The organism is Ruegeria sp. BB9 (genome assembly GCF_056539345.1).
Map to the genome: position 1 here is coordinate 116,508 of NZ_JBQFUU010000003.1, position 23,474 is coordinate 139,981.

The window sequence follows — 23,474 nt, forward strand, 5'->3', positions numbered from 1 at the left end:
CGGCGCGTCCGACTTGACGCGGCGGCGCAGTCCCCCACCCTGACGCCAGAGCAACCACGCAGGAGTATGACATGTACAAGATCTACGGGCGCATCCAAAGTCGTGCCTCTCGAGTGATCTGGCTATTGGAAGAGTTGGGGCAGGTCTATGAGTGGATCGATGCCGGCCCGCACGATCCGTGCGTTCTGGACCTGAACGGAACGGGCAAGATCCCTGTCCTGCAGGATGGCGATGCAGTCATTTCGGACAGCGCTGCGATCATGACCTATCTGGCGGATAAGCACGGGGCCTTCACTTTCCCCGCCGGCACCCCGGAACGGGCCGAGCAGGATTCGTTGTTGCACGCGCTGTTGGAAGAATTCGACGCTCCGCTTTGGCTGGCCGCCCGCCATATGTTCATCCTGCCCAAGGACAAAAGCGTTCCACAGGTCGTCGAAACTGCCAAATGGGAGTTTGACCGCAGCTTTCAACGCATGGGGCAACGGTTCAAAGGGCCATTCCTTCAGGGCGAGCAGATGACGATCGCGGACATCCTGTGCATTCACTGCATGAGCTGGGCAAAATCGGCTGGCTTCCCGATGAATTCAGACAGCCTGAAAGCCTACGGCAAGCGCGTTCGCGAGCGTCCGGCCTACAAGAAACTGGGTGAAATGGCCAAATCCGCCTAATCCGCTTGGGACGGCCCGGCCCATTCTGCGGCCGAGCGCCCTGCCCATCGACCAGTAGCCAGGCATGCGGTCAACAAATAGCCGCCGGTCGGGGCTTCCCAATCCAGCATCTCGCCTGCGCAGAACACGCCGGGCTTGGCTTTCAGCATCAGCCCCGAGTCCAGCCCGCTTCTCGCAACGCCACCCGCAGTCGAAATGGCTTCGTCCAGCGGGCGCAAGCCTGCATTGCGAACAGGCAAAGCCTTCAAAGTCTTGACCCAATCATCGCGGCGGAGATTCTGCCCGTGGGTCATTTCGTGGAACAGGGCGATCTTTGGCGGAGGCAGGCGCAGGCCGTTCTTCAACCAACGGGTCAAAGTGGTTTTCGGGCCAGCTGTCGACAAACGCCTGGACAGATCGTGGATCGTGCGGTCCGGCACGAGGTCCACATACAGATCAGATCCCTGCCGCAGTGCGGGTGTCAGCGGATAAAGACCGCCGCCTTCCAGACCTTTGGCCGAAATGACCGCCTCGCCACGGCTGGCAAGGTCGCCCGCGCGCCACCGAACAGATTTCAGTGCCTGACCGAAATGCGCGGCCATATGGGGGCTCCATTCGACGGACAGTGCGGCGTTCGATGGTGCAAAAGGGACCAGTGGAACCCCGGCCTCGGCCAGAGCCGGCGCCCAGGCGCCATCCGATCCCAGACGCGCCCAGCTGGAACCGCCAAGCGCCAGAACCGTGACGTCAGCAACCACTTTCTGCCGACCTACTGGCGTATCAAAGACCAGCGCGGTGCCGTCCCAACCCAGCCAGCGCCAACGGGTTCGAATCTCGACCCTCATCTCGGCCAGCCGCGCCAGCCAGGCGCGCAGCAATGGCGAAGCTTTTTTTGATTTGGGAAATACCCGCCCTGTGGACCCCGTGAACAGATCTTGGCCCAAGTCCCGCGCCCAGCTTTGCACGCTCTGCGCATCGAAGGCGGCAATCATTGGGTGCAACCAGTCCGCCGCATCGCCGTAGGCCGAAATCAGGCGGTCAAACGGCTCGTCCTTTGTCAGGTTCAGACCGGACTTCCCCGCCATCAGGAATTTGCGGGCCACCGAGGGTTTGGCCTCGGCAACCAGCACATTGTGTCCGGCCCCGGCAAGCTCTTCGGCAGCCATCAGCCCGGCGGGCCCCGCCCCGATCACCACTGCCTGTGCCATATCTGCCCTCTTGCCTGACTTGCGTTCAGCCGCGACTGTGTTCCAGTGATGACGAACAGCGATCCGATCTGCCCGCTCTGCAACCGCCCGATCCCGAACGGGACCGGCAGCCTGCACCATCTGATCCCAAAACTCAAAGGTGGCAAGGGCGGTCCCACCGTTCTGCTGCACAAGATCTGCCACAAGGAGGTGCACGCCACCCTGACCGAAGCCGAGCTTGCGCGAGACTTCAACACTGTAGAAAGCCTACGCACGCATCCCCGGTTGAACCGTTTTCTGGACTGGGTACGCAAACGTCCGCCGGGATTTCAATCCAAAGTCCCGGGCCGACGCCGCAGCCGTTGATCAGGCTGGCAGGAACGGGTCACCCATCGGGTCTGTTTCCGTTGCAGCCAGGCCCTCGACCTCGATGCCCAGAAAGTCTGGCGCGGGAACGATTCGCGCATCGGGAATATGCTGGTATTCCAAGGTGGTATAGGGACGTTTCCACAGCCATTCGCGATTGGCCACCGCCCAGAGATCTGGGTCCGGCGGCACCTCGGTCGTGAAGGCATAGAAATGCAGATCAAACCCGTGCGAGGCCACGTCCTGCATGGAGAGCAGGCGCAGGCCCAAATCCCTGCAGAACGCATCCTCTGCCAAAATGTCGCCGGTCCGCAGAGTGATCTGGCCCATGGCGGCCTGTCCGAACGGCTTCGCATCCGGCTGCTTTTCGGGCCGGTTCCCCTCGAAATCATGCTGAAGAAGCTCGATCGAGAAGCCTTCGGGGTCCGACAGGTGGCACATGTAACCGATATCTCGAAACTGGGCCTGGCGGCTGACGTTGACGCCGGCGCGCCGGAGCCATCCGGCAGGGTGATGCCGATCTTCCAGTACCTCTGACCCCGGTCGTGGGCGTATCCGCAGCCTCCGGGCAACAGCAGAAGGTCGGCGCTGGGCCCCGGATAGCCCACTCGTCGCGCATCGCCCTCGGCACGAACGACCATGCCGAGGTTTACCCTGTAGAACTCGGCCAGCCGTGCGGGATCAGCCACACGCAGGCGAAGGGCAGCGATCCTCATCCGCACATCCCGGCGATACCGGCCGCCGTCTGCGGATCAGCGGCCAGGCTGTCGGCAACCAGGTCCCGCGCGGTCTGCATCAGATCTTCCGGGGCGACCACCCGGTCCACCAGGCCAAAGGCAAGCGCTTCGTCTGCGGTGACCTTCTGGCCTGCCATCAGGATCAACTTGGTCCGGGCGGGGCCGATCAGCGCACGCATGCGTTTCACATCCGATGGCTGCGGCAGGAACCCCAACCGCATGACCGGGTAGAATACTTTGGCCGTGGGCACCGCGATGCGCAGGTCACAGGCCAATGCCATACCGTTGGCCCCGCCCGCCATGGTGCCGTTCAACGCAGCAACGGTCAGGCAGGGCAGCGCCGCGATGGCTCCGGACAAACGCTCCCACAGGTCCGAGGTCGCAAGGCCTGCCCGCGCCTCGTCCAGATCGGCGCCGGCACTGAACACCTTGCCCGCTCCGGTCAGGATCAGGGCGCGCGCCTCTTGGGCCGCTTCCGCGATCTGCAGCAGGTCCGACAACATGGCCCCGGTCAGGGCATTGGCCTTGCCGGGGTTGTTGATCGTGACCGTCCACAGACCGTCCTGCTGGGTCAGGTCGATCACGTCAGGCCGATCCTCTGGCGAATGTCATCACGGCGCAGCGAAATCTCGGTTCCCAGAAACTCGTCCGCATCTTCCGAGCACATCCACAGCAGCGCCCGCGCCGGCCAGTCGGCCGGGATGTGATCGTCCCAGTCCAACTGGCTGACCGGGTTGATGCCGCTGGCCTTGATGACCCGCTGCATGTCGGTCGCCACCGTGCCCGGGGACAGACCCATGGCGCGTATGCCGTGATGCGCCTCTTCCAGGTGAAGACATTCGGTCAGCATTTTCGCCCCGGCCTTGGACGCGCAGTAGTGGCTCCAGGCCTCGACCGGGTTCGAGGCGGCTCCGGAGGAAACGGTCAGAACCGTCCCGCCGCCCGCCGCGCGCATCAGCGGCAGAACCGCGCGCATCCCGTGGAACACACCCTTGAGGTTGATGTCGATGGCCTTGCTCCAGGCTGCTGGATCGGCATTTGACAGGTGAAAGATTGGATCGATCACACCTGCATTGCCGATCAGCACGTCCACGCGGCCAAAGCGGTCGGCGCAATCCGCAACCGCTTGTTCCACCTGCGCAAAATCGCTGACGTCGCAGGACAGCGCGATGGCGTTCTCACCCAGTGCCGCGGCCAATGCATCGATCTGATCATGGCTGCGCGCTACCAGCGCGACATTGGCGCCGGCTGCGGCAAATACGCGCCCTGCTTCGGCGCCGATGCCGCGGCTGGCTCCGGTGATCAGTACTGTTTTGCCCTTCATATGCATCCTGTAATCCTTTTGGATTGAAATCGGGTAAAGTGGTACCGCGCAAACGGGGAAATCGTCCAGCCCTTGCCCCTTGACGGCAGCCGCGACAACCACGACCATGCGCGCAATTTTTACCGAGAAGGGTTCCCTAATGTCCGTTTTCTTCCGCCGCAGCTGCGGTGCCGCGCTGGCCTATGCCGTTGCAACCCAAGGCGCTTTTGCCGATCTGTCCGCCAACGATGTCTGGTCGGATTGGCAGGCCTACATGGGCAGCATGGGGTACACCATCACCGGCGAGCAGAACACCTCTGGCGACGTCACCACCATCACGAACATGACCATGAAGATGGACCTTCCCGAGGGAGAAGGCTCGTTCGACATGGTCGTTCCGGAAATGACCCTGACGGAAAACGGCGACGGAACGGTCAGCATCGAATTCCCCGAAAGCTTCCCCATGACGGTATCCGGCCAGGCCGAGGAGGAAGAATTCTCGGTGGATATCCTGTACTCGCAGACCGGGTTGAAAATGCTGGTTTCGGGGTCGCCCGACGACATGACCTATGACTACTCTGCCAGCAAGCTGGCACTGGCGCTCGACAACATCATGGTCGATGGCGAAGCGATGCCCGAAGACGTGCTGGATCTGGGTTTTGAGATGATCAACCTGGCCGGTGCATCCCGGATGCAGATCGGAGAGGGCCGCAAGGTCGACCAGAACTTCACGGCGGCAAACCTGACCTATGACCTGAATTTCCAAGACCCGGAAACGGGCGAAGATGCACGCATCAACGGCAAGCTCGACCAGCTGGAGTTTGAAGGCAAGAACGTAATCCCCGAAGGCTTCAGCCTGGCGGACGTGGAAGGCGCATATGAGGCTGGTTTTGCCTTTGACGGGATCTTCACCTACGGCGCAGGCCAAACCAGCATCGCAGGCACCAGCGAGGGCGAGGCTTTCTCGATGGCCAGCAGTTCGGACGGTGGCCGCTTCGGTGCCAGCATCGACGCCGAGCGTCTGGCGTATGACGTCGAACAGAACAATGCAAAGCTGGAAGTAACCACGGCAGACCTGCCGTTTCCCATCGAGATTGCAATGGCGAAGGCCGGTTTGAAACTCGAGGCACCCATCCAGGCATCCGAAGAGGTTGAGCCGTTCGGCTTTGCGATGAACCTGACAGACTTCACCATGTCCGACATTCTGTGGAGCATGTTCGACCCCGCAGGCGCGTTGCCACGCGATCCAGCCACGATCGCGCTGGATGCGACTGGCACCGCAAAGGTTCTCCTGAACTTCCTGGACCCGGAAGTTGCCGAAGCATTGGAAGGCTCGGACGAAGTTCCGGCCGAACTGCATTCGCTCAAAATCAATGAACTGCTGGTCTCGATGGTCGGTGCCAAGCTGACGGGCACCGGTGATTTCACCTTCGACAACTCGAACACCGAAGAGTTCGGAGGCGTTCCGGCGCCGGCGGGTGAGGCAAACCTCCAGTTGGTGGGTGCCAACGCCCTGATCGACAAGCTGATCGGAATGGGGTTCATGTCCGAGAACGACGCCATGGGCGCGCGCATGATGATGGGGATGATGGCTGTTCCCGGCGACCAGCCCGACACGCTGAACTCCAAGATCGAGTTCACCAAGGACGGCCAGATTTTGGCCAATGGTCAACGGATCAAGTAACAAAATTTGTACACAATGGGGCCGCCAAAAGGCGGCCTCACACGTATACTACAGTTGCACGCTATTGTTTTCGAACGCGGCGGAACAGAACTGACCCGCCGCAACTAACTCTTTGATCGTATGCGAACCCCAATGCGGACAAGGAATCGAAACAAGACTGAATGCCGCGCAACCCGATCTTCCGAGTGTGCACTTCTAGGTAGATTTTTTGGATACCTACCAAATCTATGTCATCGAATAGAGTCCTTTCGCCCCCTTCAATATCGACAATCAAAACATTTGCTCTGGTCTCCCTTAGCACATCGGACAAAGGAGTCTTGTCCACTTCTATTGACTTTTTGTACTCAGGCTCAGGATCAAGTGACGACGACCAGAATGGTTCCCGCAAGTAGAACCTTGATTTTCCCGCAACTTCACTGGCCCCTACTGCCACCGCGTTTAGTACGTTCAACCCGGTTGCGTCATTAGCTCTGTGAACACGACCGATGAACTCGCAGAGCGAAGGATTTGCTTCTATACAGGTTAACTTTGACACCCCAAGCTGCGTATACAGAAAGGTCGAAATAAAACCTATACCCGCACCAAGCTCAACAACGCGGTCGTCAGCCTGGATGAACTTCGGCAACCCCCCAACCTCGTCCTTCTCGTATCTTCCAGCGAGTATCGAGCGTTTCACTTGCGGGGTTATGATTTGAGGGTCGTCGGGAATCTGGACACCGCGTAGCGTAAGGTGTTTCTGCATCTTTCTCCTGTCTGTGACTGGCACTCCGATATTTCGTTTATGGCAGTGCTTGTTCCTTCGCATGAGCAGGTTGTGCGAACAACAACCAGCTCTTCCACGAAAAGGATGCTTCAACAAGTTGAAGAGAATTGCAAACGATCACAGGGCTTGCGAGGCGGGTTGACCAAGGCTAGGTCCAATACAATCAATTGGAGGCACCATGACCCGATCACTCGAAGCAATCAGCCACGAAATGCTGGACCTGGCCCGCAAGGCCGGAGCCGAAGCGGCCGACACGATCGTGATCGACGGATCCTCGGTCTCGGTCGAGGTGCGTGGCGGCGCTTTGGAGCACGCCGAACGCGCCGAAAGCACCGACGTGGGGTTGCGTGTTTTCATCGGCAAGCAGCAGGCCATCGTGTCCGGCTCGGACAGTCGTCCCGAAACGCTTGCCGCCATGGCCGAACGGGCCGTAGCGATGGCGTGCGAAGCGCCCGAGGATCCGTTCGCTGGCCTTGCAGATCCGGAACAACTGGCCAGCGATTTTTCCGTCGACTCCTTGGAGCTTTTTGACCCCACGCCCGAACCTTCAGCAGACGCTCTGATGCAGGACGCGCTGACCGCCGAGGCTGCGGCCCTGGCGGTGGAAGGCGTTACCCAGGTATCTGATGCGGCGGCATCCTATGGCACGCACCGGGTTCATCTGTCCGCGACAAATGGATTTTCCGGTGGCTATGCGCGCAGCAGCCGCTCGGTTTCATGCGTGGCGATCTCGGGCGAAGGCACCGGGATGGAACGCGACTATGACGGAGACAGCCGCAGCTTTCAGTCCGACCTGCGCAGCCCCGACGAGATCGGCCGGATCGCGGGCGAGCGTGCCGTGCAGCGAGTGGGTGCCCGAAAGCCGGAAACAGGGCGTTTCCCGGTATTGTTCGACGAGCGGATTTCGTCCTCATTGATCGGGCATCTTCTGGCGGCCAGCAACGGCGCGGCGGTGGCCCGCGGCGCCTCCTGGCTCAAGGACAGCCTGGGCCAGCAGGTGCTGCCTGCACATCTGTCGCTGATCGAAGACCCCTATCGCCCCAGAATTGCAGGATCGCGCCCGTTTGATGCCGAAGGATTGCCGACCGCGCGCCGGATGATCGTCGAAAACGGCGTGCTGACCGGATGGACACTGGATCTTTCAAGCGCGCGCAAACTGGACATGAATTCCACCGGGAACGCCGCCCGTGGCGTGTCCGGTCCTCCATCTCCCAGCAACTGGAACCTGAGCCTGACCCAGGGCGAGTTCAGCCGCGACGACCTGCTTCGCGATATGGGAACGGGGTTGCTGGTGACCTCGATGATCGGGTCCACCATCAACCCCAATACCGGCGATTACTCACGCGGTGCGTCGGGTTTCTGGGTCGAAAACGGCGAGATCTCGCACCCGGTCAACGAATGCACGATTGCCGGAAACCTGCGGGACATGCTGATGCGGATCATCCCGGCCAACGACGCGCGCACCTATCTGTCCCGGGTCGTGCCCTCGCTTCTGATCGAAGGGATGACACTTGCCGGAAACTGACCTGTCCCTGCTGATCGACGCCGCACGTGAGGCTGGCCGGATTGCTGTCGCCTACGCAGGCCGCGAGATGCAGAGCTGGGACAAACCCAAGGGCGCCGGGCCGGTGACCGAGGCTGATCTGGCCGTCAACGCGATGCTGGAACAACGCCTGCCCAGCGCGCGGCCCGGATATGGCTGGCTGAGCGAGGAGACCGAGGACAATCAGGACCGATTGACCCGTGACCGAGTGTTCATCATCGACCCGATCGACGGCACCCGCAGCTTTGCCGAAGGGTCGCGCACCTGGGCGCATTCCTTGGCGGTCGCCGATCGCGGACAGGTCATTGCCGGCGTAATCTACCTGCCGATGCGCGACATGCTGTTTGCTGCCGCGCGGGGACAGGGGGCAACCCTGAACGGTCAGCCGATCCGGGTGACCGCGGCGGCCACAGAGGCCGAAGCCGAGGTTCTGGCCGCAAAGCCGAACCTGAAACCGGATCATTGGCAGGAGGGCGTCGCGCCGATCTTCCGTCGGGCCTATCGCCCGTCGCTGGCCTACCGAATGGCGCTGGTCGCACAGGGCAGGTTCGATGGGATGCTGACCTTGCGCCCAAGCTGGGAATGGGACATCGCGGCCGGGGACCTGATCCTGCGCGAAGCAGGCGGCACCTGTACAGACCGTACCGGGCGCACTTTGCGGTTCAACAACCCCAACCCACGGCTGAACGGTGTTGTTGGCGCCGGGTCCAAATTGCATAAGGTGCTGATGGGCCGACTGGATCAGCCAATTCAGGGGCACCGGGCATGAGCAAACCTCGATCCCTCAGCCTGGCGGCCTATCGCGCGTTGTCCTGGGGTGTTCCCAAGCCCCCCGGACACTACGCGCCGCCTCGCCCCGCGGGTGAGTTGCTTTGGATTCATGTTGCCAACGAACAGCGCCTGCGCGCGGTGAACGACTTTTGCAAGCGCCTGCAGCAGTCCCGGCCAGGGCTGTCGATTCTGTTGACCGTCCCGCCTGACGCGGACCTGACACGCTGGGCGGATTGCGACATGGAACTGGTTCCGTTGCCTGACGAACAAACCGGCGCGGCGCGTGGATTCCTGGAGCACTGGCAGCCTGACATGGGGCTGTGGGTTGGCGGCGGCCTGATGCCCAACGTGATCACCCGCGCGGCCGAACGCGGTATACCCATGGTCCTGCTTGAGGGCGAGAACGACGTTCGTGTTGCCTTTGTCGGGAAATGGCTGCCGGACATCAACCGCTATACCTTTGACTGCTTTCGCGCGATCCACGTCACGTCCGAGGATGCAGCCCGGCAAATCCGACGTCTGGGCGTCCCGACTTCGAAGGTGGCACTGTTTCCGCCGCTCAGTATCAGCCCCACCCTTCGCCCTTGGCCCGAGGACGAGCTGATCGAGACAAACCATGCGTTTGCAGGGCGGCCGGTCTGGCTGGCGGCGTGGGTCGACGCCAAGGAATTCATCTCGGTGCTCAGCGCACATCGGCAGGCCATGCGGATGCTGCCGAGGCTGGCCCTGATCCTGCATGTCGCGGACATATCCGAGGCAGCGCCCCTGCGCAAAAGGCTGGAAACGATGGACCTGCGCTGTGCCAACTGGGAAGATGGGGACATGATCGAAGACATGACCCAGGTCATCCTTGCGTCGGACCCCGAGGCCCTTGGCCTGTGGTATCGCGTCTCTCCGGTGACGTTCATGGGCAGCACGCTCGAGCCGGGAATAGGCGGGCATGACCCGATCGCGGCCGCAGCCCTGGGCTCGGCCTTGATCCATGGACCGGACGTGAGCGGCCACAAGGCCCTTTATGACGCGCTTGATGGTGTAGGAGCCGCTCGTGAAATTCGCACCGCCACCGAACTGGGCGACACTGTCGTTGAACTGCTGGCCCCGGACCTGGCCGCGAACATGGCCCTTGCCGGTTGGCAACTGGTGACCGAGAGCGCGCCCCAGGTGGATACCCTGATCGACATGGTACAGGAACATCTGGACCAGCACGGAGCGGAACATGAGGGCACCTGAATTCTGGGACAACGCGCCGGATCACCCCGGCCTGCGCGCAAGGCTGCTGGCGCCGCTTGGCCGCGTCTATGCGCAGGCAACGGCGCGGCGGGTGGCGTCGGGGCCCGGGGTTGATCCGGGTGTGCCCGTGATCTGCGTCGGCAACCTAAATGCTGGCGGCACTGGCAAGACACCGACGGCAATATGGGTTCTGGAACAGTTGCGTGACGCGTATCACACGCCGCATGTGGTCACCCGCGGCCATGGCGGATCGCTTGAAGGCCCGGTTCGGGTGGACCCGGTCCGACACACGGCGGCGCAGGTTGGTGACGAACCATTGTTGCTGGCGGCATTCGCCGAGGTCTGGGTCGCCAAGGACCGTGCCGCCGGCGCCCGCGCCGCCGCCGAGACCGGCGCCACCGTGATCGTGCTGGACGACGGGTTCCAGAACCCCTCGGTGACCAAGACCTTCTCGATCGTCGTGGTGGACGCGGCCCGCGGCTTTGGCAACGGCTTGTGCCTGCCCGCCGGACCGCTGCGCGAACCGGTCGATGTCGGGCTGCAACGGGCCGATCTTGTGCTGTCACTGGGTGACTTGGCCGCGCAGGAGAGGTTCGTGCAGCTGTGGGGCAACAAGCTGGGCGTTCCGCACGCCACCGGTCAGGTCACGGCACTGCAAACCGGGATGGACTGGAGCGAAACTCCGGTTCTGGCCTTTGCCGGCATCGGCCACCCCGAGAAGTTCTTTCAGACCCTGCGCCAGCAGGGCGCGCGGCTGCTGCGGGCCGAGGCTCTGGACGATCACCAGACGCTGACGCCGGCCCTGATGACCCGGCTGGAGAACGAGGCACGGCTGCTGGGCGCGCAAATGGTCACCACCGAGAAAGACGCCGTTCGCCTGCCGCCCGCCTTTCGCAGCAAGGTCATCACCCTGCCGGTGCGCCTTCAGGTGGATCAGGCCGACGACGTGCGTCAACGGTTGCTGACGGCCGCGCCGCCGCCCTAGGCGTCTTCGCCCAGTTTCGGGGCGGGGCGCGACAGATTCAGATCGGCATCCGAAAAGACAAACGGCGCGCGAATCCCCGGCACGCCGTCCAGGTCAATCTGCATGCCGCGCGCGATCACCTGCGGATCTGCCATGACCTCGTCCAGCGTATTGATCGGACCGGCAGGGATGCCTTGCGCCTCGCAGGCGGCCAGCAGGTCGGCCTTGGCCCAAGTCGCCGTGGCGCCGTTCAGCCGTGCGATCAGGGTTCGGCGATTGGCCAGCCGGTCCTTGTTGTGCAGATATTCGGGCGCCTCGGCCATGTCGGGCAGGTTCAACACCTGGCACAGGCGCTGATATTGCCGGTCATTGCCGGTGGCGATGATAATGTGTCCGTCGGCACAATCGAACACCTGATAGGGCGCCAGGTTCACATGCGCGTTGCCCATGCGCTGCGGCACCTGGCCCGTGGTCAGATAGTTCAGCGCCTGGTTTGCCGTGACCGCCACGGCCACGTCCAGCAGGGCCATGTCCACATGCTGCCCGCGCCCGGTGCGCTGGCGCTGGTGCAAGGCGGCCAGAACCCCGGCCACTGCATAAATGCCGGTGAACACGTCGGTGATCGCCACGCCTGCCTTCTGCGGCTGGCCGTCGGGCTCTCCGGTCACGGACATCAGACCCGACATGCCCTGGATGATGAAATCATAGCCAGCCCGATGCGCATAAGGCCCGGTCTGCCCGAACCCGGTGATCGAGCAATAGACGAGGCGCGGGTTCAACTGGCTGAGGCTGTCATAGTCCAGCCCGAATTTCTTCAGCCCGCCAACCTTGAAATTTTCGATCACCACATCGGCGTCAGCGACCAGTGCGCGCACCTTCTCCTGCCCTTCGGGGGTCGAGAAATCGGCGATTACCGACGCCTTGCCGCGGTTGGTCGAATGGTAATAGGCCGCCGAGACATCCTGATCGCGGGTCACGAAGGGCGGACCCCAAGCGCGGGTGTCGTCGCCGGCCGGAGATTCCACCTTGATTACCTCGGCGCCCAGATCGGCAAAGGTTTGGCCGGCCCAGGGGCCAGCCAGAATGCGCGCCAGTTCGACAACCTTGAGACCGGCCAGAGGCCCGGTCATCAGTTGCCCAGTTCCTTTTCGATCAGCGCCTTGAACTCGTCATAGGACTGGTTGTCGACCTTTTTGCCGTTGACGACAAAGGACGGGGTGGCTTGGATACCGTCTTGCTCGGCGTTTTTCTGGTACCAGGCGACGAGGGTCTGCGCCTTGGTGCCGTCCTGCAGGCAGGCTTCCAGCTGATCGTTGCTCAGCCCGGCCAGACGGCCGATCTTGCGCAGTTCTTCCACGATCTCGGCCGGGCCGCCGGCGCGGGTCCATTCGGACTGGCCCTGATAGATCAGGTCGGTGATGCCAAAGAACTTCTCAGGGCCACCGCAGCGCGCCACCATTGACGCCCAGATGCCGTAGCGGTCGAAATAGACCTCGCGGTAGATGAACTTGACCTTGCCGGTGTCGATGTATTCCTTCTTGAGCTGCTTGTACGGCCCCTGATGGAAATTCGCGCAGTGCGGGCAGGTATAGGACGCATATTCGATGATCTCGACCGGTGCGTCCTCGGCCCCCTGAACCATCTCGACGATGGTCGAGGTGTCCAGATCGGCGTTTTGCGCTTCGGCGCTGCCGACCAGTTGTGGCACAGGTACGGTGCTTGGCGATTGGGTCAGCCAATAGCCGCCTGCGGCCAGCGCCACGGCCGCGCAGATTACGGTTGCAATACGGCTCATACTCAGCCCTTTCTCAGCGTTTTTGTTTGGATAGAACGTTCCGGCCCAGTCGTTCAAGGGCCGCGCGCAAGTCTTGGTCGTGAACCTCGCGCGTCACTTTGTCTGCCTCGGCAACGACTTCCGGTGCGATGGTGGGTTTCGCCTGTTTCGGCCGATGCTCGAAACTGGCCTGCCCCTCGGCAAATCCTGTAGGAGCAGTCTGGGTGATGCGGATGCGGCTGATGGCACTGTAGCCATAGACGGCATTCACTTTGTCGCGCAGACGGTCCTTCTGCATCTCAAGCATCGGGGCCTGCGGTCCGGTGGTCAGCACGGTCAATGTGGCGCCGAACCCACCCTTTCCATAGCCCACCTTGACCGGTCGGGCGATGGCGGCGATGTCGGGGCCCACGATATCGGCCCAATGGGTCAACAAGCGCGACACGGCAAAGCCGCGACTTTCACCGGCTTTGCGGATCCGATCGCTCAGCAAGGACGCGGTGCGTTTGAACCCGCGGGTGGTGGACCGTCTTGGTTGCATCTGGTTTCCAACTCCTGCGCCGCTATTGTAATGGGCGTGCATCCGGGCGCCAGCGAAACCCGACAGAGAAATGGATAAAACTTGCGTGACATCGCCACTTTCGACCTGAGCCGCAGCCTGCTTGCCTGGTACGACCGCCACGCCCGCGACCTGCCGTGGCGGGTCAGCCCCGCCGACAGGGCCGCGGGCGTGCAACCCGACCCCTATCGCGTGTGGCTGTCTGAGGTGATGTTGCAGCAGACCACGGTGGCCGCCGTGCGGGATTATTTCCTGCGGTTCACCTCGCGTTGGCCGGATGTCCGGGCGCTGGCCGCCGCACCCGATGACCAGGTGATGGCGGAATGGGCCGGGCTGGGCTATTACGCCCGCGCCCGCAACCTGCTGAAATGCGCCCGCGCGGTGGTGGACCAGCACGACGGGCGCTTTCCTGACAGCCATGATGCGCTACTGAAGCTGCCCGGCATCGGCCCCTACACCGCCGCCGCCATCGCGGCCATCGCCTTTGACCGGCCGGAAACCGTGCTGGACGGAAATGTCGAGCGGGTCATGGCCCGGCTGTATGACATCCACCACCCGTTGCCGAAATCGAAACCTCTGCTGAAGGCGAAAGCCGCCGCGCTGACCCCGGACGACCGCCCCGGCGACTATGCTCAGGCGGTGATGGATCTGGGGGCCACGATCTGTACGCCGAAGTCTCCGGCCTGTGGCATCTGCCCCCTGCGAGACCCGTGCGAGGCCCGCGCTGCCGGAACACAGGCCGACCTGCCGCGCAAGACGCCCAAGGCACCGAAGCCCACCCGGCTTGGCCACGTCTACATCGCGCAGCGCGCCGATGGCGCAATCCTGTTGGAGCGCCGACCGGAAACGGGGCTGTTGGGCGGGATGCTGGGCTTTCCGGGCTCGGACTGGGCCGAGGACGCGGCCGAGACGCCGCCCTTTCCGGCTGATTGGACCCTGTTGCCCGCCGAGGTGCGCCATACCTTTACCCATTTCCACCTGATCCTGCGCGTCTGGACCGCCGCCGTACCCGCAGAGGTGGACCCCGTGGGTTTGGTCGTGATGCCTAAACATGCCTTTCGCCCCGGCGACCTTCCGACCGTGATGCGCAAGGCGCATGATCTGTGGCGCGGCAGTTCTGCATCTGGGAAAATGGATCGGGCAGGATTATCCTGACGGCAGAGTTTCGGAGCCTGACCATGATCTCGACTGACACTCTGTCGCGCTGGCAAACAGCCCTTCCTTTCTGGGTTTCGTTCCTATTGATCCCGATCCTGTGGTTCACCGCTTTCGCCGGCGCCTGGTGGGTATTGCTGGTGCCGCTGTCCACCTGGTGGTTGTTTGCAGCGCTGGACGGGCTGACCGGGCTGAACCTTGAAAACGCCGACCCCGAAACGCCCGAGGACGCGCTGCGCTGGTACGTCCTGCTGACCAAGGCCTGGGTTCCGGTCCAGTTTTTCACGCTCTATGGCCTGATCTGGTACGCCACCCGCGCCGAACATCTGTCATCACTGGAAAAGATCGGGCTGTTCTTCGGGATGGGCGTGATCTCGGGCACGATCGGCATCAACTACAGCCACGAACTGATGCACCAGAAGGGCTGGCTGGAGCGGTGGCTGGGCGACATCCTGCTGGCGATGGTTCTGTATTCGCATTTCCGGTCCGAACACCTGCTGGTGCACCACCGCTATGTCGGCACGCCCCGCGACCCGGTGACCGCGCGCTACAACGAAGGGTTCCACCGCTTCTATCCGCGCGTCCTGCGCCAGTGCCTGGTGTCCGCGTTTCAGGCCGAAAAGGCCAAGCTGGCGCGCAAAGGGCTGAACTGGACGGACCGGTCGAACCCGTTCTGGCGGTACTGGGCGCTGCAGGGGTTGATGCTGGCGCTGGCGCTGCTGCTCGGCGGATGGGCGGGGCTGGGGTTGTTCCTGGTTCAGGCCGGCACCGCGATCTGGCAACTGGAGCTGGTCAACTATGTCGAACATTACGGGCTGACGCGCAAATACCTGGGCGACGGCAAATACGAGCACGTCCGGCCGCGCCATTCGTGGAACGCCGCGCACAAGGCCTCGAACTGGCTGCTGATCAATCTGCAACGCCACTCGGACCATCATTACAAGCCCAACCGGCGGTTTCCGCTGCTGCAGAACCACCCACCCGAGGCGGCCCCGCAGCTGCCCTATGGCTATCCGGTGATGACGATCGCGGCGATGGTCCCGCCGCTGTGGCGGCGTGTGATGAACCCGCGGGTGCGGGCTTGGCGGCGACAGTACTACCCCGAGATCACGGACTGGAAGCCGTACAACAAGGCAATGCTTCCGATGCCACGGTCCTGAGAGCGGTCAACGCAGCGCCCAGATATCGACCGGCCGCTCGACGCCGCCAACCGCCTGTGCATCGTGGCGCTGGAACCCGTTCATCAGATCGGCAGCCGTCGACGCTTCGCTTAGGGCCTTTTCGCGCAGCGCGTCGCTGATGACAATCCGCGCACCCATCTTTCGCGTCATTGCTTCAAGCTTGGCAGCCAGATTGACCGCGTCTCCGATCACCGCGAATTCCAGCCGGTTGGCCCCGATGTCGCCCAGAACGACCGGACCGTAGTGAACACCGATGCCAACCTGAATCTCCTGCTCGCCTGCCCGTCGGCGTTCCAGATTCCAACGGTCGATGATGTCAGCCATTGACCGCGCGCAGGACAGGGCGTTGACCGCGTCCAGCGGGGTTGGAACCGGCGTGCCGAACGTGGCCATCAGCCCGTCGCCCAGATACTTGTCCAAGGTTCCGTGGTGATGGAACACCTCGGCCTCCATTCGCGCATGGAAGCCCCGCAGCACCTCGATCACCTCATACGGGTCGCGGCCGGCAGCGAATTTCGTGAAGCCCACGATGTCGATGAACAGAACCGCGATGTTTTCCTTGCGCACCTGCTTGAGCGGTTCGTCGTTCTGGCTCAGCTCCTCGACCACGTTGGGCGAGAAGTATCGCGACAGGTTGGCGCGTTCCCGCTCCAGTCCGGCATTTGAGATCAACAGGCGATTGAGCCGCCGCATCGACACGCCCAGCGTAACCGCGACCATCATGAACACGATCACCTCTTGCACGCGCATCGGAACCATGAAGCTGTTGGGGTCCAACAGTTCGGCCACGGCCGGATAGCCCTGCAACGCGGTGGCAACCTTTTCGCTGAGGCCAGAGATGGGCGTGGCCACCCACCAGGCGACGATCCAGCCCGCCGTCCACATCAGGGCCGTCCAGCTGCCCATGGCGATCACCGTGCGCCAGGAATAGGCCAGCGTACCTGCGGCCAGGATGATGAAGAAATACTGGAAATTGTCGAACCGGTACTGCATCGCCAGCGGGCGCACATCGTCGCTGAACGGGTTGGGAACGACCATGCCCAGCGTCATGATCAGCAGATCGGCGAAAATCAGCAGAAGCTCGATCCGGGATTGGCCCACACGGCCAGCGCGCCGGATCAACCAGCCGTTGCCGCAGAGCAGCAGCAGGATGAAATGATACCACATCACATCCCAGTTCGGATTCAGAAACACCAGCAGGACACCGGTCAACGCCATGGCGATCCAGCGGGCGCGGACGGCCAGTTCCAGCCCCTCGCGCTTGTGCCGTTCCAGCGCGGCTTCGGTGTATTTGTTGTCCAAATTGAATTTGTCCGGCGTGGTCACGAAAAACCGCTGAAACCGGGATTGGCTGGCCGTGGTATCAGACATTCCTGATGCTCCCTCGCTATGTAGCGGGATATGGGGTCGCACCATCCAAACATCACGGGGCACAAAACAAAAGACCCCGCCGGGTTCGGCGGGGCAAGGCTTGGTACCATGTGTCAGGCCACAGGCACCGGCGGTATTGGTGTGATCAGTTGTGCAGTTCGGCCCGGATCTGCTGGCGCAGCACGTCGATCGGAACGGTTTTTCCGTCGCGCTTGAAGCACCAGTATGTCCAGCCATTGCAGGACGGCGCGTTTTCCAGATGCGCGCCCACCTGATGGATCGAGCCCTTGATGTTGTCGCCCACCAGCGTACCGTCGGCCCGCACCTTGGCCTTGTGCCGCTGGTTCATCGAATACAGCTCTTCGCCCGGGCGCAGCATGCCGCGTTCGACCAGCTGGCCGAAGGGCACGCGCGGCTCGGCGCGTTTGCTGGCGCTGACCTCGAGCGCGTCACGGTCGAACTTGCGCACCTTGGCGATGCGCTTTTCGGCCACCTTGCGATAGCTGTCCTCACGCTCGATCCCGATGAACTCGCGGCCCAGCATCTTGGCCACCGCGCCGGTGGTTCCGGTGCCGAAGAACGGGTCAAGCACCACGTCACCCGGATTGGTCGAACCAACCAGAACCCTGTGCAACAGCGACTCGGGCTTCTGCGTCGGGTGCGCCTTGTCACCATTTTCATCTTTCAGGCGCTCGTGGCCCGTGCAGATCGGCAGTACCCAGTCGCTGCGCATCTGCACGCCTTCATTCAAGGCCTTCAGCGCCTCGTAGTTGAAGGTGTATTTCGCCCCTTCCCGCTTGCTGGCCCAGATCATCGTCTCATGCGCGTTAGTGAACCGCTTGCCGCGGAAATTCGGCATCGGGTTCGATTTGCGCCAGATCACGTCGTTCAAAATCCAATAGCCCGCATCCTGCAGGGCCGAGCCCACGCGGAAGATGTTATGATACGAGCCGATCACCCAGATCGCCCCATTGGGCTTGAGCAGGCGATGCGCGGCCTTCAGCCACTCGCGGGTAAACTGGTCATAGGCGGCAAAGCTCGAGAACTGGTCCCAATGATCATCGACGGCATCCACCTGGCTGTTGTCCGGGCGATGCAACTGTCCTTTCAGCTGCAAATTATACGGCGGATCCGCAAAAATCAGGTCGACCGACGCCTCGGGCAGACTGTTCATCACCTCGATGCAGTCGCCAGATAGAATCGTGTTTAAAGGGAGCGCGGATGCGCCCTTTGTCTTGGTAGTTGTCATGTCTCTGCCTCAAGTTCCACGGCGCTTTTGCGCTCATTTGGTTGAGACTAGGATGAGTCAAACCGGATTCGGCGTCAAATTCTTTTTTGAATCAGAGGGTTACGATTTACTCTTGATACAAGATATTGTGGACGGGCTTGAATGAACGTCTATGGTGTGGGGTTACCCCAAGATTTTGCAGCGCCTCGCGGTGTTGTTTAGACGGATAGCCCGCATTGGTTTCCCAGCCGTAGCCCGGATGCTGTTGCGCCAAATCCACCATCAGTTGATCGCGCCAATTCTTTGCAAGGATCGACGCCGCCGCAATCGAGACTGACTTCGCATCCCCTTTGACCACAGCCTGCGCCGGCAAGGTCAACCCTTTGGGGATCAGATTGCCGTCGATCAACAGATAGTCCGGCGCAGGATGCAGGGCGGCGACGGCGCGCTCCATCGCCAGATGAGAGGCATACAAGATATTGAGGTCATCAATTTCCTCCACCGACGCCTCGGCAATGGCAAACTCGGCCCGGGCGCGCAGATCTTCGTCAAGGGTGAGCCGCCTTCGCGCCGTCAGCTTCTTGGAGTCATTCAAACCGTCGGGAATGTCTTGCGGATTCAGAATGACCGCAGCCGCCACGACCGGACCGGCCAATGGGCCGCGGCCAACCTCATCTACACCTGCTATTCGGGGGTAGCCCTGCGCAATCAGCGCCTGTTCCAATTCAAACGTCGGAGTCGTCATCCCATCGGCAAACCGTTTTTTGGCCCGAACCGCAACAAAAAAGAAGGAGGCGACCCAGGCCGCCCCCCTCCCGCACAGCGCTTCTGCGGCGCTGCTCCTGCTCGAAACCGATTACTGGTAAACCACGCGGTATCCTTTCTGGCGCAGGCAGGCGGGTTCGTAGGCCCGCTTCACCTTCTTGCCGTCCCAGAACCCCACTTTGCACTGTTGTGGCAGGCTATTGGCATGTTTGTAGTGTTTCTCGAGGCAGTTCGGCCCCAGCAAAGGACGTTTCTTCGAATAGCCGTTGTAGGTCTTCAGGCAACGTTGCGGCAGGTCATAGCGGGCGACACGCCGGGGCAGAGGGCGGATATGATCCGGCCGAACGTTTTGCGGCTGGTGGACATAGTTGTTCTGCCGGGTGACACGCTCTTTGCGCTTTTCCTTGTTATAGTGATTGACGGCCGCGCCGATGATGGCAATGGCCGCCAACCCGCCCAGAATGTCATGGGCGTCGGCCGCCTTGGCCTGGGATGCGGAAACGCCGGTGATGGCGATTGCGGTGGCGACGACGAGGGCGATGAACTTCCGGTGCATGACAAGTGTCCTTTCAAAGCGGGACGCGGCGCCAGTGGCTAACCGCGAAACTGATGCAACAGCTTTCGGCCACCCGCCGACAGACAAGCAATAACGGCCCGGTGTTATCCGATATCATCGCCGCAAACCCTTTGAGATATTGAATATCGTGCCAAGCCATGCGCAGGATGCAGCCTATGAAACAGATCCTCTCTTTCCTGGTCGTTGCGACGTTGATATCGCTGAGCACCACCGTTTCGGCGGCCGAATGCTATGCCGATTACAAGGCCAAACAGGACAACCCGCTGCGCCTGCACTATGGCGTGATGCAGGTGTCCGCCTGCAAAAAGGGGCAAGCCAAGCAAGAGGTGGCCAAAAGGCTGAAATCCTCGGGGTGGACGTTGCTCAACGTGATCAGCGTTTTTGGACCGGAAGGGTTGGATCAAAGGAAGGCCAATGCCGGAAAATTCTATCTCCGTTTCTGAGGCGCGGCGGTCTGGCACCCGGCTGGTTGGAGCAGGCATCGCCGCAATTGTCGTGATCCTGATTACGGCCGCAGCCTTCTTGTTCTGGACCCTGCCCGATGCCAATGCTTTCAACGCTCGGGTCGAGCGGCTGTTCGTCGAAAGCGATCTGACCACCCAGGCTGAAATCCGATTGCTGGAGATCCTCGCGCAATCCGGAACCGCATTTGCCGACACGCTGGCCAGCTACCGGATGGTGATCTTCGTGCTGCTGATCTTTGCCACGGCCATGCTGTTGGCCGCCTTGGTCTTTCTGGTGATGCTGGTGACGTTGAACCGTAGAATGGCCCAGATCGAGCGCACGGGAATCCAGGTCACGTCGCTGCTGATCAGTCGCGAAGAGAACACCGTCTACCTGAACAACATGGATTTCAAGCTGACGCCCGCAGCGATGGAAACGCTGGCCGTCCTGGCCGAGTCCCGTCTCGACGACGAAGTGCTGTCGGGGGTTCAGATCGAAGCCATGATCTCTGGCCGAGACATATCGGACTGTGACGAAGCCGCCGGGGCCACGCGCATCAAACGGCTGCGGGACGCGCTGGGCAATCAGATGGTCAGCGAGCTGTTGGTCAAAAACATCGCCAAAAAGGGCTATATGCTGGCGATCGAAAAAGACGTGATCCAGATGGTCTGACCGTCTCGGCCGTGGATCGCGATCGGTAAATTCTGTGTTGCGCCCCTTGGAAATCGGGCTGCAAAAGCCCATCCTCTAGGGACCCGGGCAAGGGAGACGGCCGATGAATGTCCACGCCACACGGAATACGAACGGCTACGGAATTTCGATCGAAACGCTTGACGGCAGGGTTGCCATCTACCGCGATGACATCCTTCTGGCTGAAAGCACGAATGCCAAGGTCATGTATGAAACCCGGCTGCCGCCTGCGATTTATGTTCCGCGCGAAGACGTGCGCGTTGATCTGAGCGGTGAGACCGAGTTGCAGACCTTCTGCCCGTTCAAGGGCACGGCAACCTATCACGATGTCCTGATTGGCGACGAACGGTTGGCAAACTCGGTTTGGGCCTACGAGGATTCCCTGCCTGAAAGCAAAGCCATCCAGGGTCACATCGGCTTCATGCCGGCGGCGTACACTCATATCGATCTGGGCGACAATCAATTGCGCCAACCGCGAGACGGCAACATCAGCGGCCCGTTGATCGATTGGCTGATGCGTGGCGCGGGGTCGATCGCAACACCCGAAGATTTCACCAAGACCCTAGCCGAAAAAATGCTGGAACACGGCATCGCGATTCAACGTCTCAGCATCCTTGTCTGGTCGCTGCATCCCCTGATCGCAGGTAAGCACTACATCTGGGAAAAGGGTGCCGAGGAGATTTCGACCAATATTCCAACCTACGAGATTCACGATCACCCCGCTTTCATCAACAGCCCCTTGCGGCATGTCTCGAACGGGTTGGGCGGCGTTCGGCAACGGCTGAACGTCGACAACCCCCACAACAGTTTCCCCATCATGGAGGACCTGCGCGCCAAGGGGGGCACCGATTACGTGGCAATGCCTCTGCCGTTTTCCGACGGGCGCATCAACGTCCTGACGTTGACCTGCGACCACCCCAACGGCTTTACCACGGAAAACCTGGGGCTTGTCTTTGAGTGCTCGGCCGTCATCGCCCGCTACTATGAGGTGTTCATGCAGCGCGAGAATGCCCAGGCCCTTCTCGAGACCTATGTGGGCAAAAGAACCGGGGCCCGTGTTTTGGGCGGCGACATTCGTCGCGGCGACGGCGATGACATCGACGCGGCCATCATGTTCTGTGACCTGCGCAACTCGACCAGTCTGGAAGAGGATCTGGGCCGCACGGAATACATCAACCTGTTGAACGAATTCTTCGAAACGGTGTCCGGCATCGTCCACGAAAATGACGGTGAGGTTCTGAAATTTATCGGCGACGCCGTTCTTGCGGTTTTCCCGGCAGGTGAGGACCCCGGCAAGGCACGGTCAGACGCTCAGCGCAGTGCCGTTGAAATCGTCGAGAAATTGGCCGAGTTGCGTCGCTCCGACAAGAACCGGCAATGCGATTGTTCGATCGGCGTATCGTTCGGGCGTGTCACGTACGGAAATGTCGGTTCGCGCGAGCGGCTTGATTTTACGGTGATCGGACATGCAGCCAATGTCGCGGCGCGGTTGGGCGAGTTCGGCAAGCTCAATGGCCATCGGATCGTCGTGTCCGAAGATATCGAGCCGGCCTGTTCCCGGGCCGTCCCATTGGGGCCGGTCGACCTGCACAACGTTTCGCATCCGGTGATGTCTTTTGCCTTGCAGACATCCGCTGACACGGTTCTGGATGCCTGAGCACCCGGCACCCTTGCCCCCCGATCCTAAATGGCCACTCATAGCTGCGCACGGCACTGGTGCGTCTTTTGATCCTGGCGCGAGGTACTGACCTTAGCCCGAACGGTTTAACTTGCGGTACCCAGCAAAATCAAAGCAGTTTGCGCGGGAGAAATCGAACTTTGCATCTGTGCGATCCGAGTCCGGGCGAGATAAGTATCCGTCAGCTCGGCAATGGCATCGGCATCGACGAACTGCGAAAGGTTCGGCGAACCAGTCACTCTACTCAGCTTGTCCCGAAATACGTCCAGCTGCTTGTCGATATCCAGCTGTCCAAAGCTTGCCGGCAGGCCCAGCGCTGTTTCCATCATGCTGCGCAACGGCGGTAGGCTCATCAGATCGTACCACTTCTTGGTCTCGCTTCCGGACTGCCCGGCAAGGTCTTTCAAAGCGTGCTGGGCAAAAAGCGCGATCCGCATGGAGTCGTCGGCTTCTCCGACCGAGCTTTCGAACCGGGCGACGACATTTTTCTGAGCGATCTTCTCCATGTCAGTGATCAGTGCGGCTTTCCGAACCTCGCCCGGACCCAAGCCGAATGCTTCGGAAAACTCCCGATATCTGCTGTCAGCAAGCCGGTTCGCAAGGGCGTCATCCGAACTCGTACCGTCTGACAAGACCTTTTGAATGAAGTACCGATTGTCCAGGTCACCTTCCAATCCGAACGCGCCCAACGCGACCTGCAGCAGGCGTCGGTCAGAGACCAGATCTTCTGCCGATCGGACGTTTCGGATGTTTTCCACAAAATACTGCGTGTCCCGGTCATTGACCGCCGAGGTGGAAAAGGCCTGCAACTGGGCGTCATAGGTGCGCTGCAAAAAACGCCACCCCACGATACCCCC

The 23,474-nt window shown here is 61.5% G+C and carries 25 protein-coding genes; 12 read left to right on the forward strand and 13 right to left on the reverse strand.

All coding sequences use genetic code 11. The features are described 5' to 3' along the window. Positions 1-71: 71 nt before the first annotated feature. Entirely contained in the window at positions 72-668 is a 597-nt protein-coding gene (locus ACR0FC_RS11410) for a glutathione S-transferase family protein (RefSeq protein ID WP_170341294.1), read from the forward strand. Here ACR0FC_RS11410 and ACR0FC_RS11415 read toward each other — a convergent pair. Beyond that, a complete protein-coding gene (locus ACR0FC_RS11415; protein WP_170341292.1) occupies positions 665-1,855 on the reverse strand; it encodes a TIGR03862 family flavoprotein in 1,191 nt (396 codons plus the stop codon). The genes ACR0FC_RS11410 and ACR0FC_RS11415 overlap by 4 nt on opposite strands. Positions 1,856-1,903: 48 nt before the next feature. Here ACR0FC_RS11415 and ACR0FC_RS11420 point away from each other — a divergent pair, with 48 nt between their 5' ends. Continuing rightward, positions 1,904-2,200: an HNH endonuclease gene (locus ACR0FC_RS11420; protein ID WP_170341290.1), complete on the forward strand. Its 297-nt coding sequence runs from the start codon at positions 1,904-1,906 to the stop codon at positions 2,198-2,200. On the opposite strand, the gene ACR0FC_RS11425 is transcribed toward ACR0FC_RS11420, so the two are convergent. The 3 genes from ACR0FC_RS11425 to ACR0FC_RS11435 all read right to left on the reverse strand — a co-directional run bounded on the left by ACR0FC_RS11425 (position 2,201) and on the right by ACR0FC_RS11435 (position 4,267). Then, the gene (locus ACR0FC_RS11425; protein ID WP_254437812.1) at positions 2,201-2,641 is read right to left on the reverse strand and encodes a hypothetical protein; all 441 of its coding nucleotides are present in this window, start codon (positions 2,639-2,641) and stop codon (positions 2,201-2,203) included. It lies immediately after the preceding gene. Positions 2,642-2,912: 271 nt separating this feature from the next. After that, positions 2,913-3,521, reverse strand: a complete 609-nt coding sequence (locus ACR0FC_RS11430; protein WP_170341288.1) for an enoyl-CoA hydratase/isomerase family protein — start codon at positions 3,519-3,521, stop codon at positions 2,913-2,915. Continuing rightward, complete coding sequence (locus ACR0FC_RS11435) at positions 3,518-4,267, reverse strand: SDR family oxidoreductase (RefSeq protein WP_093964250.1); 750 nt, start codon at positions 4,265-4,267, stop codon at positions 3,518-3,520. The genes ACR0FC_RS11430 and ACR0FC_RS11435 overlap by 4 nt, the downstream gene beginning before the upstream one ends. 133 nt (positions 4,268-4,400) lie before the next feature. Here ACR0FC_RS11435 and ACR0FC_RS11440 point away from each other — a divergent pair, with 133 nt between their 5' ends. After that, a complete protein-coding gene (locus tag ACR0FC_RS11440) occupies positions 4,401-5,924 on the forward strand; it encodes a DUF2125 domain-containing protein (protein WP_170341286.1) in 1,524 nt (507 codons plus the stop codon). Positions 5,925-5,985: 61 nt separating this feature from the next. On the opposite strand, the gene ACR0FC_RS11445 is transcribed toward ACR0FC_RS11440, so the two are convergent. Next, complete coding sequence (locus tag ACR0FC_RS11445) at positions 5,986-6,666, reverse strand: FkbM family methyltransferase (RefSeq protein WP_170341285.1); 681 nt, start codon at positions 6,664-6,666, stop codon at positions 5,986-5,988. A 199-nt stretch (positions 6,667-6,865) separates the two neighbouring features. Between ACR0FC_RS11445 and ACR0FC_RS11450 the strand changes: the two genes are divergently transcribed. The 4 genes from ACR0FC_RS11450 to lpxK are packed head-to-tail and all read left to right on the forward strand — an operon-like array spanning position 6,866 to position 11,216. Further along, positions 6,866-8,212, forward strand: a complete 1,347-nt coding sequence (locus tag ACR0FC_RS11450) for a TldD/PmbA family protein (RefSeq protein ID WP_170341284.1) — start codon at positions 6,866-6,868, stop codon at positions 8,210-8,212. Further along, on the forward strand, positions 8,199-8,999 hold the full coding sequence (locus ACR0FC_RS11455; protein ID WP_170341283.1) for a 3'(2'),5'-bisphosphate nucleotidase CysQ: 801 nt from the start codon (positions 8,199-8,201) through the stop codon (positions 8,997-8,999). Before ACR0FC_RS11450 ends, ACR0FC_RS11455 begins: the two co-directional genes overlap by 14 nt. After that, positions 8,996-10,231 carry a 3-deoxy-D-manno-octulosonic acid transferase gene (locus ACR0FC_RS11460; RefSeq protein ID WP_170341282.1) on the forward strand — a complete coding sequence of 412 codons (1,236 nt, stop codon included), beginning with the start codon at positions 8,996-8,998 and terminating at the stop codon, positions 10,229-10,231. The genes ACR0FC_RS11455 and ACR0FC_RS11460 overlap by 4 nt, the downstream gene beginning before the upstream one ends. After that, positions 10,218-11,216: a tetraacyldisaccharide 4'-kinase gene (lpxK, locus tag ACR0FC_RS11465; RefSeq protein WP_170341281.1), complete on the forward strand. Its 999-nt coding sequence runs from the start codon at positions 10,218-10,220 to the stop codon at positions 11,214-11,216. Before ACR0FC_RS11460 ends, lpxK begins: the two co-directional genes overlap by 14 nt. On the opposite strand, the gene ACR0FC_RS11470 is transcribed toward lpxK, so the two are convergent. Genes ACR0FC_RS11470 through ACR0FC_RS11480 form a run of 3 tightly spaced genes read right to left on the reverse strand, consistent with a single transcriptional unit; the run spans position 11,213 to position 13,510 of the window. Then, positions 11,213-12,325: a CaiB/BaiF CoA transferase family protein gene (locus tag ACR0FC_RS11470; RefSeq protein ID WP_170341280.1), complete on the reverse strand. Its 1,113-nt coding sequence runs from the start codon at positions 12,323-12,325 to the stop codon at positions 11,213-11,215. The genes lpxK and ACR0FC_RS11470 overlap by 4 nt on opposite strands. Further along, positions 12,325-12,990 carry a DsbA family protein gene (locus tag ACR0FC_RS11475; RefSeq protein ID WP_170341279.1) on the reverse strand — a complete coding sequence of 222 codons (666 nt, stop codon included), beginning with the start codon at positions 12,988-12,990 and terminating at the stop codon, positions 12,325-12,327. Before ACR0FC_RS11475 ends, ACR0FC_RS11470 begins: the two co-directional genes overlap by 1 nt. Before the next feature lie 13 nt (positions 12,991-13,003). After that, positions 13,004-13,510 carry a DUF721 domain-containing protein gene (locus ACR0FC_RS11480; protein ID WP_170341278.1) on the reverse strand — a complete coding sequence of 169 codons (507 nt, stop codon included), beginning with the start codon at positions 13,508-13,510 and terminating at the stop codon, positions 13,004-13,006. 81 nt (positions 13,511-13,591) lie between these two features. Here ACR0FC_RS11480 and mutY point away from each other — a divergent pair, with 81 nt between their 5' ends. Both mutY and ACR0FC_RS11490 read left to right on the forward strand, forming a co-directional pair. Further along, a complete protein-coding gene (mutY, locus tag ACR0FC_RS11485) occupies positions 13,592-14,683 on the forward strand; it encodes an A/G-specific adenine glycosylase (protein WP_170341277.1) in 1,092 nt (363 codons plus the stop codon). A gap of 23 nt (positions 14,684-14,706) precedes the next feature. Beyond that, complete coding sequence (locus ACR0FC_RS11490; RefSeq protein WP_170341276.1) at positions 14,707-15,843, forward strand: alkane 1-monooxygenase; 1,137 nt, start codon at positions 14,707-14,709, stop codon at positions 15,841-15,843. Between the two features lie 6 nt (positions 15,844-15,849). Here the strand turns inward: ACR0FC_RS11490 and ACR0FC_RS11495 are convergent, their stop codons facing one another. The 4 genes from ACR0FC_RS11495 to ACR0FC_RS11510 form a co-directional block, all read right to left on the reverse strand. Then, positions 15,850-17,235, reverse strand: coding sequence for an adenylate/guanylate cyclase domain-containing protein (locus ACR0FC_RS11495; RefSeq protein WP_170341274.1), 1,386 nt, complete (start codon positions 17,233-17,235; stop codon positions 15,850-15,852). A gap of 145 nt (positions 17,236-17,380) precedes the next feature. After that, positions 17,381-18,484: a site-specific DNA-methyltransferase gene (locus ACR0FC_RS11500; RefSeq protein WP_170341272.1), complete on the reverse strand. Its 1,104-nt coding sequence runs from the start codon at positions 18,482-18,484 to the stop codon at positions 17,381-17,383. A gap of 106 nt (positions 18,485-18,590) precedes the next feature. Next, positions 18,591-19,208, reverse strand: coding sequence for a ribonuclease HII (locus ACR0FC_RS11505; RefSeq protein WP_170341270.1), 618 nt, complete (start codon positions 19,206-19,208; stop codon positions 18,591-18,593). 111 nt (positions 19,209-19,319) lie between these two features. Continuing rightward, positions 19,320-19,784 carry a hypothetical protein gene (locus ACR0FC_RS11510; protein WP_170341268.1) on the reverse strand — a complete coding sequence of 155 codons (465 nt, stop codon included), beginning with the start codon at positions 19,782-19,784 and terminating at the stop codon, positions 19,320-19,322. Between the two features lie 176 nt (positions 19,785-19,960). Between ACR0FC_RS11510 and ACR0FC_RS11515 the strand changes: the two genes are divergently transcribed. The 3 genes from ACR0FC_RS11515 to ACR0FC_RS11525 all read left to right on the forward strand — a co-directional run bounded on the left by ACR0FC_RS11515 (position 19,961) and on the right by ACR0FC_RS11525 (position 22,596). Next, positions 19,961-20,248 (forward strand): hypothetical protein, encoded by a 288-nt coding sequence (locus ACR0FC_RS11515; RefSeq protein WP_093964235.1) that lies wholly within the window; start codon positions 19,961-19,963, stop codon positions 20,246-20,248. Next, positions 20,220-20,921 (forward strand): winged helix-turn-helix domain-containing protein, encoded by a 702-nt coding sequence (locus ACR0FC_RS11520; protein ID WP_093964234.1) that lies wholly within the window; start codon positions 20,220-20,222, stop codon positions 20,919-20,921. The genes ACR0FC_RS11515 and ACR0FC_RS11520 overlap by 29 nt, the downstream gene beginning before the upstream one ends. A 103-nt stretch (positions 20,922-21,024) precedes the next feature. Continuing rightward, positions 21,025-22,596 carry a DUF427 domain-containing protein gene (locus ACR0FC_RS11525; RefSeq protein WP_170341266.1) on the forward strand — a complete coding sequence of 524 codons (1,572 nt, stop codon included), beginning with the start codon at positions 21,025-21,027 and terminating at the stop codon, positions 22,594-22,596. 107 nt (positions 22,597-22,703) lie between these two features. Here ACR0FC_RS11525 and ACR0FC_RS11530 read toward each other — a convergent pair whose 3' ends face one another. Next, positions 22,704-23,465, reverse strand: a complete 762-nt coding sequence (locus ACR0FC_RS11530) for a DUF1217 domain-containing protein (RefSeq protein WP_480656808.1) — start codon at positions 23,463-23,465, stop codon at positions 22,704-22,706. Between the last annotated feature and the right edge of the window lie 9 nt (positions 23,466-23,474).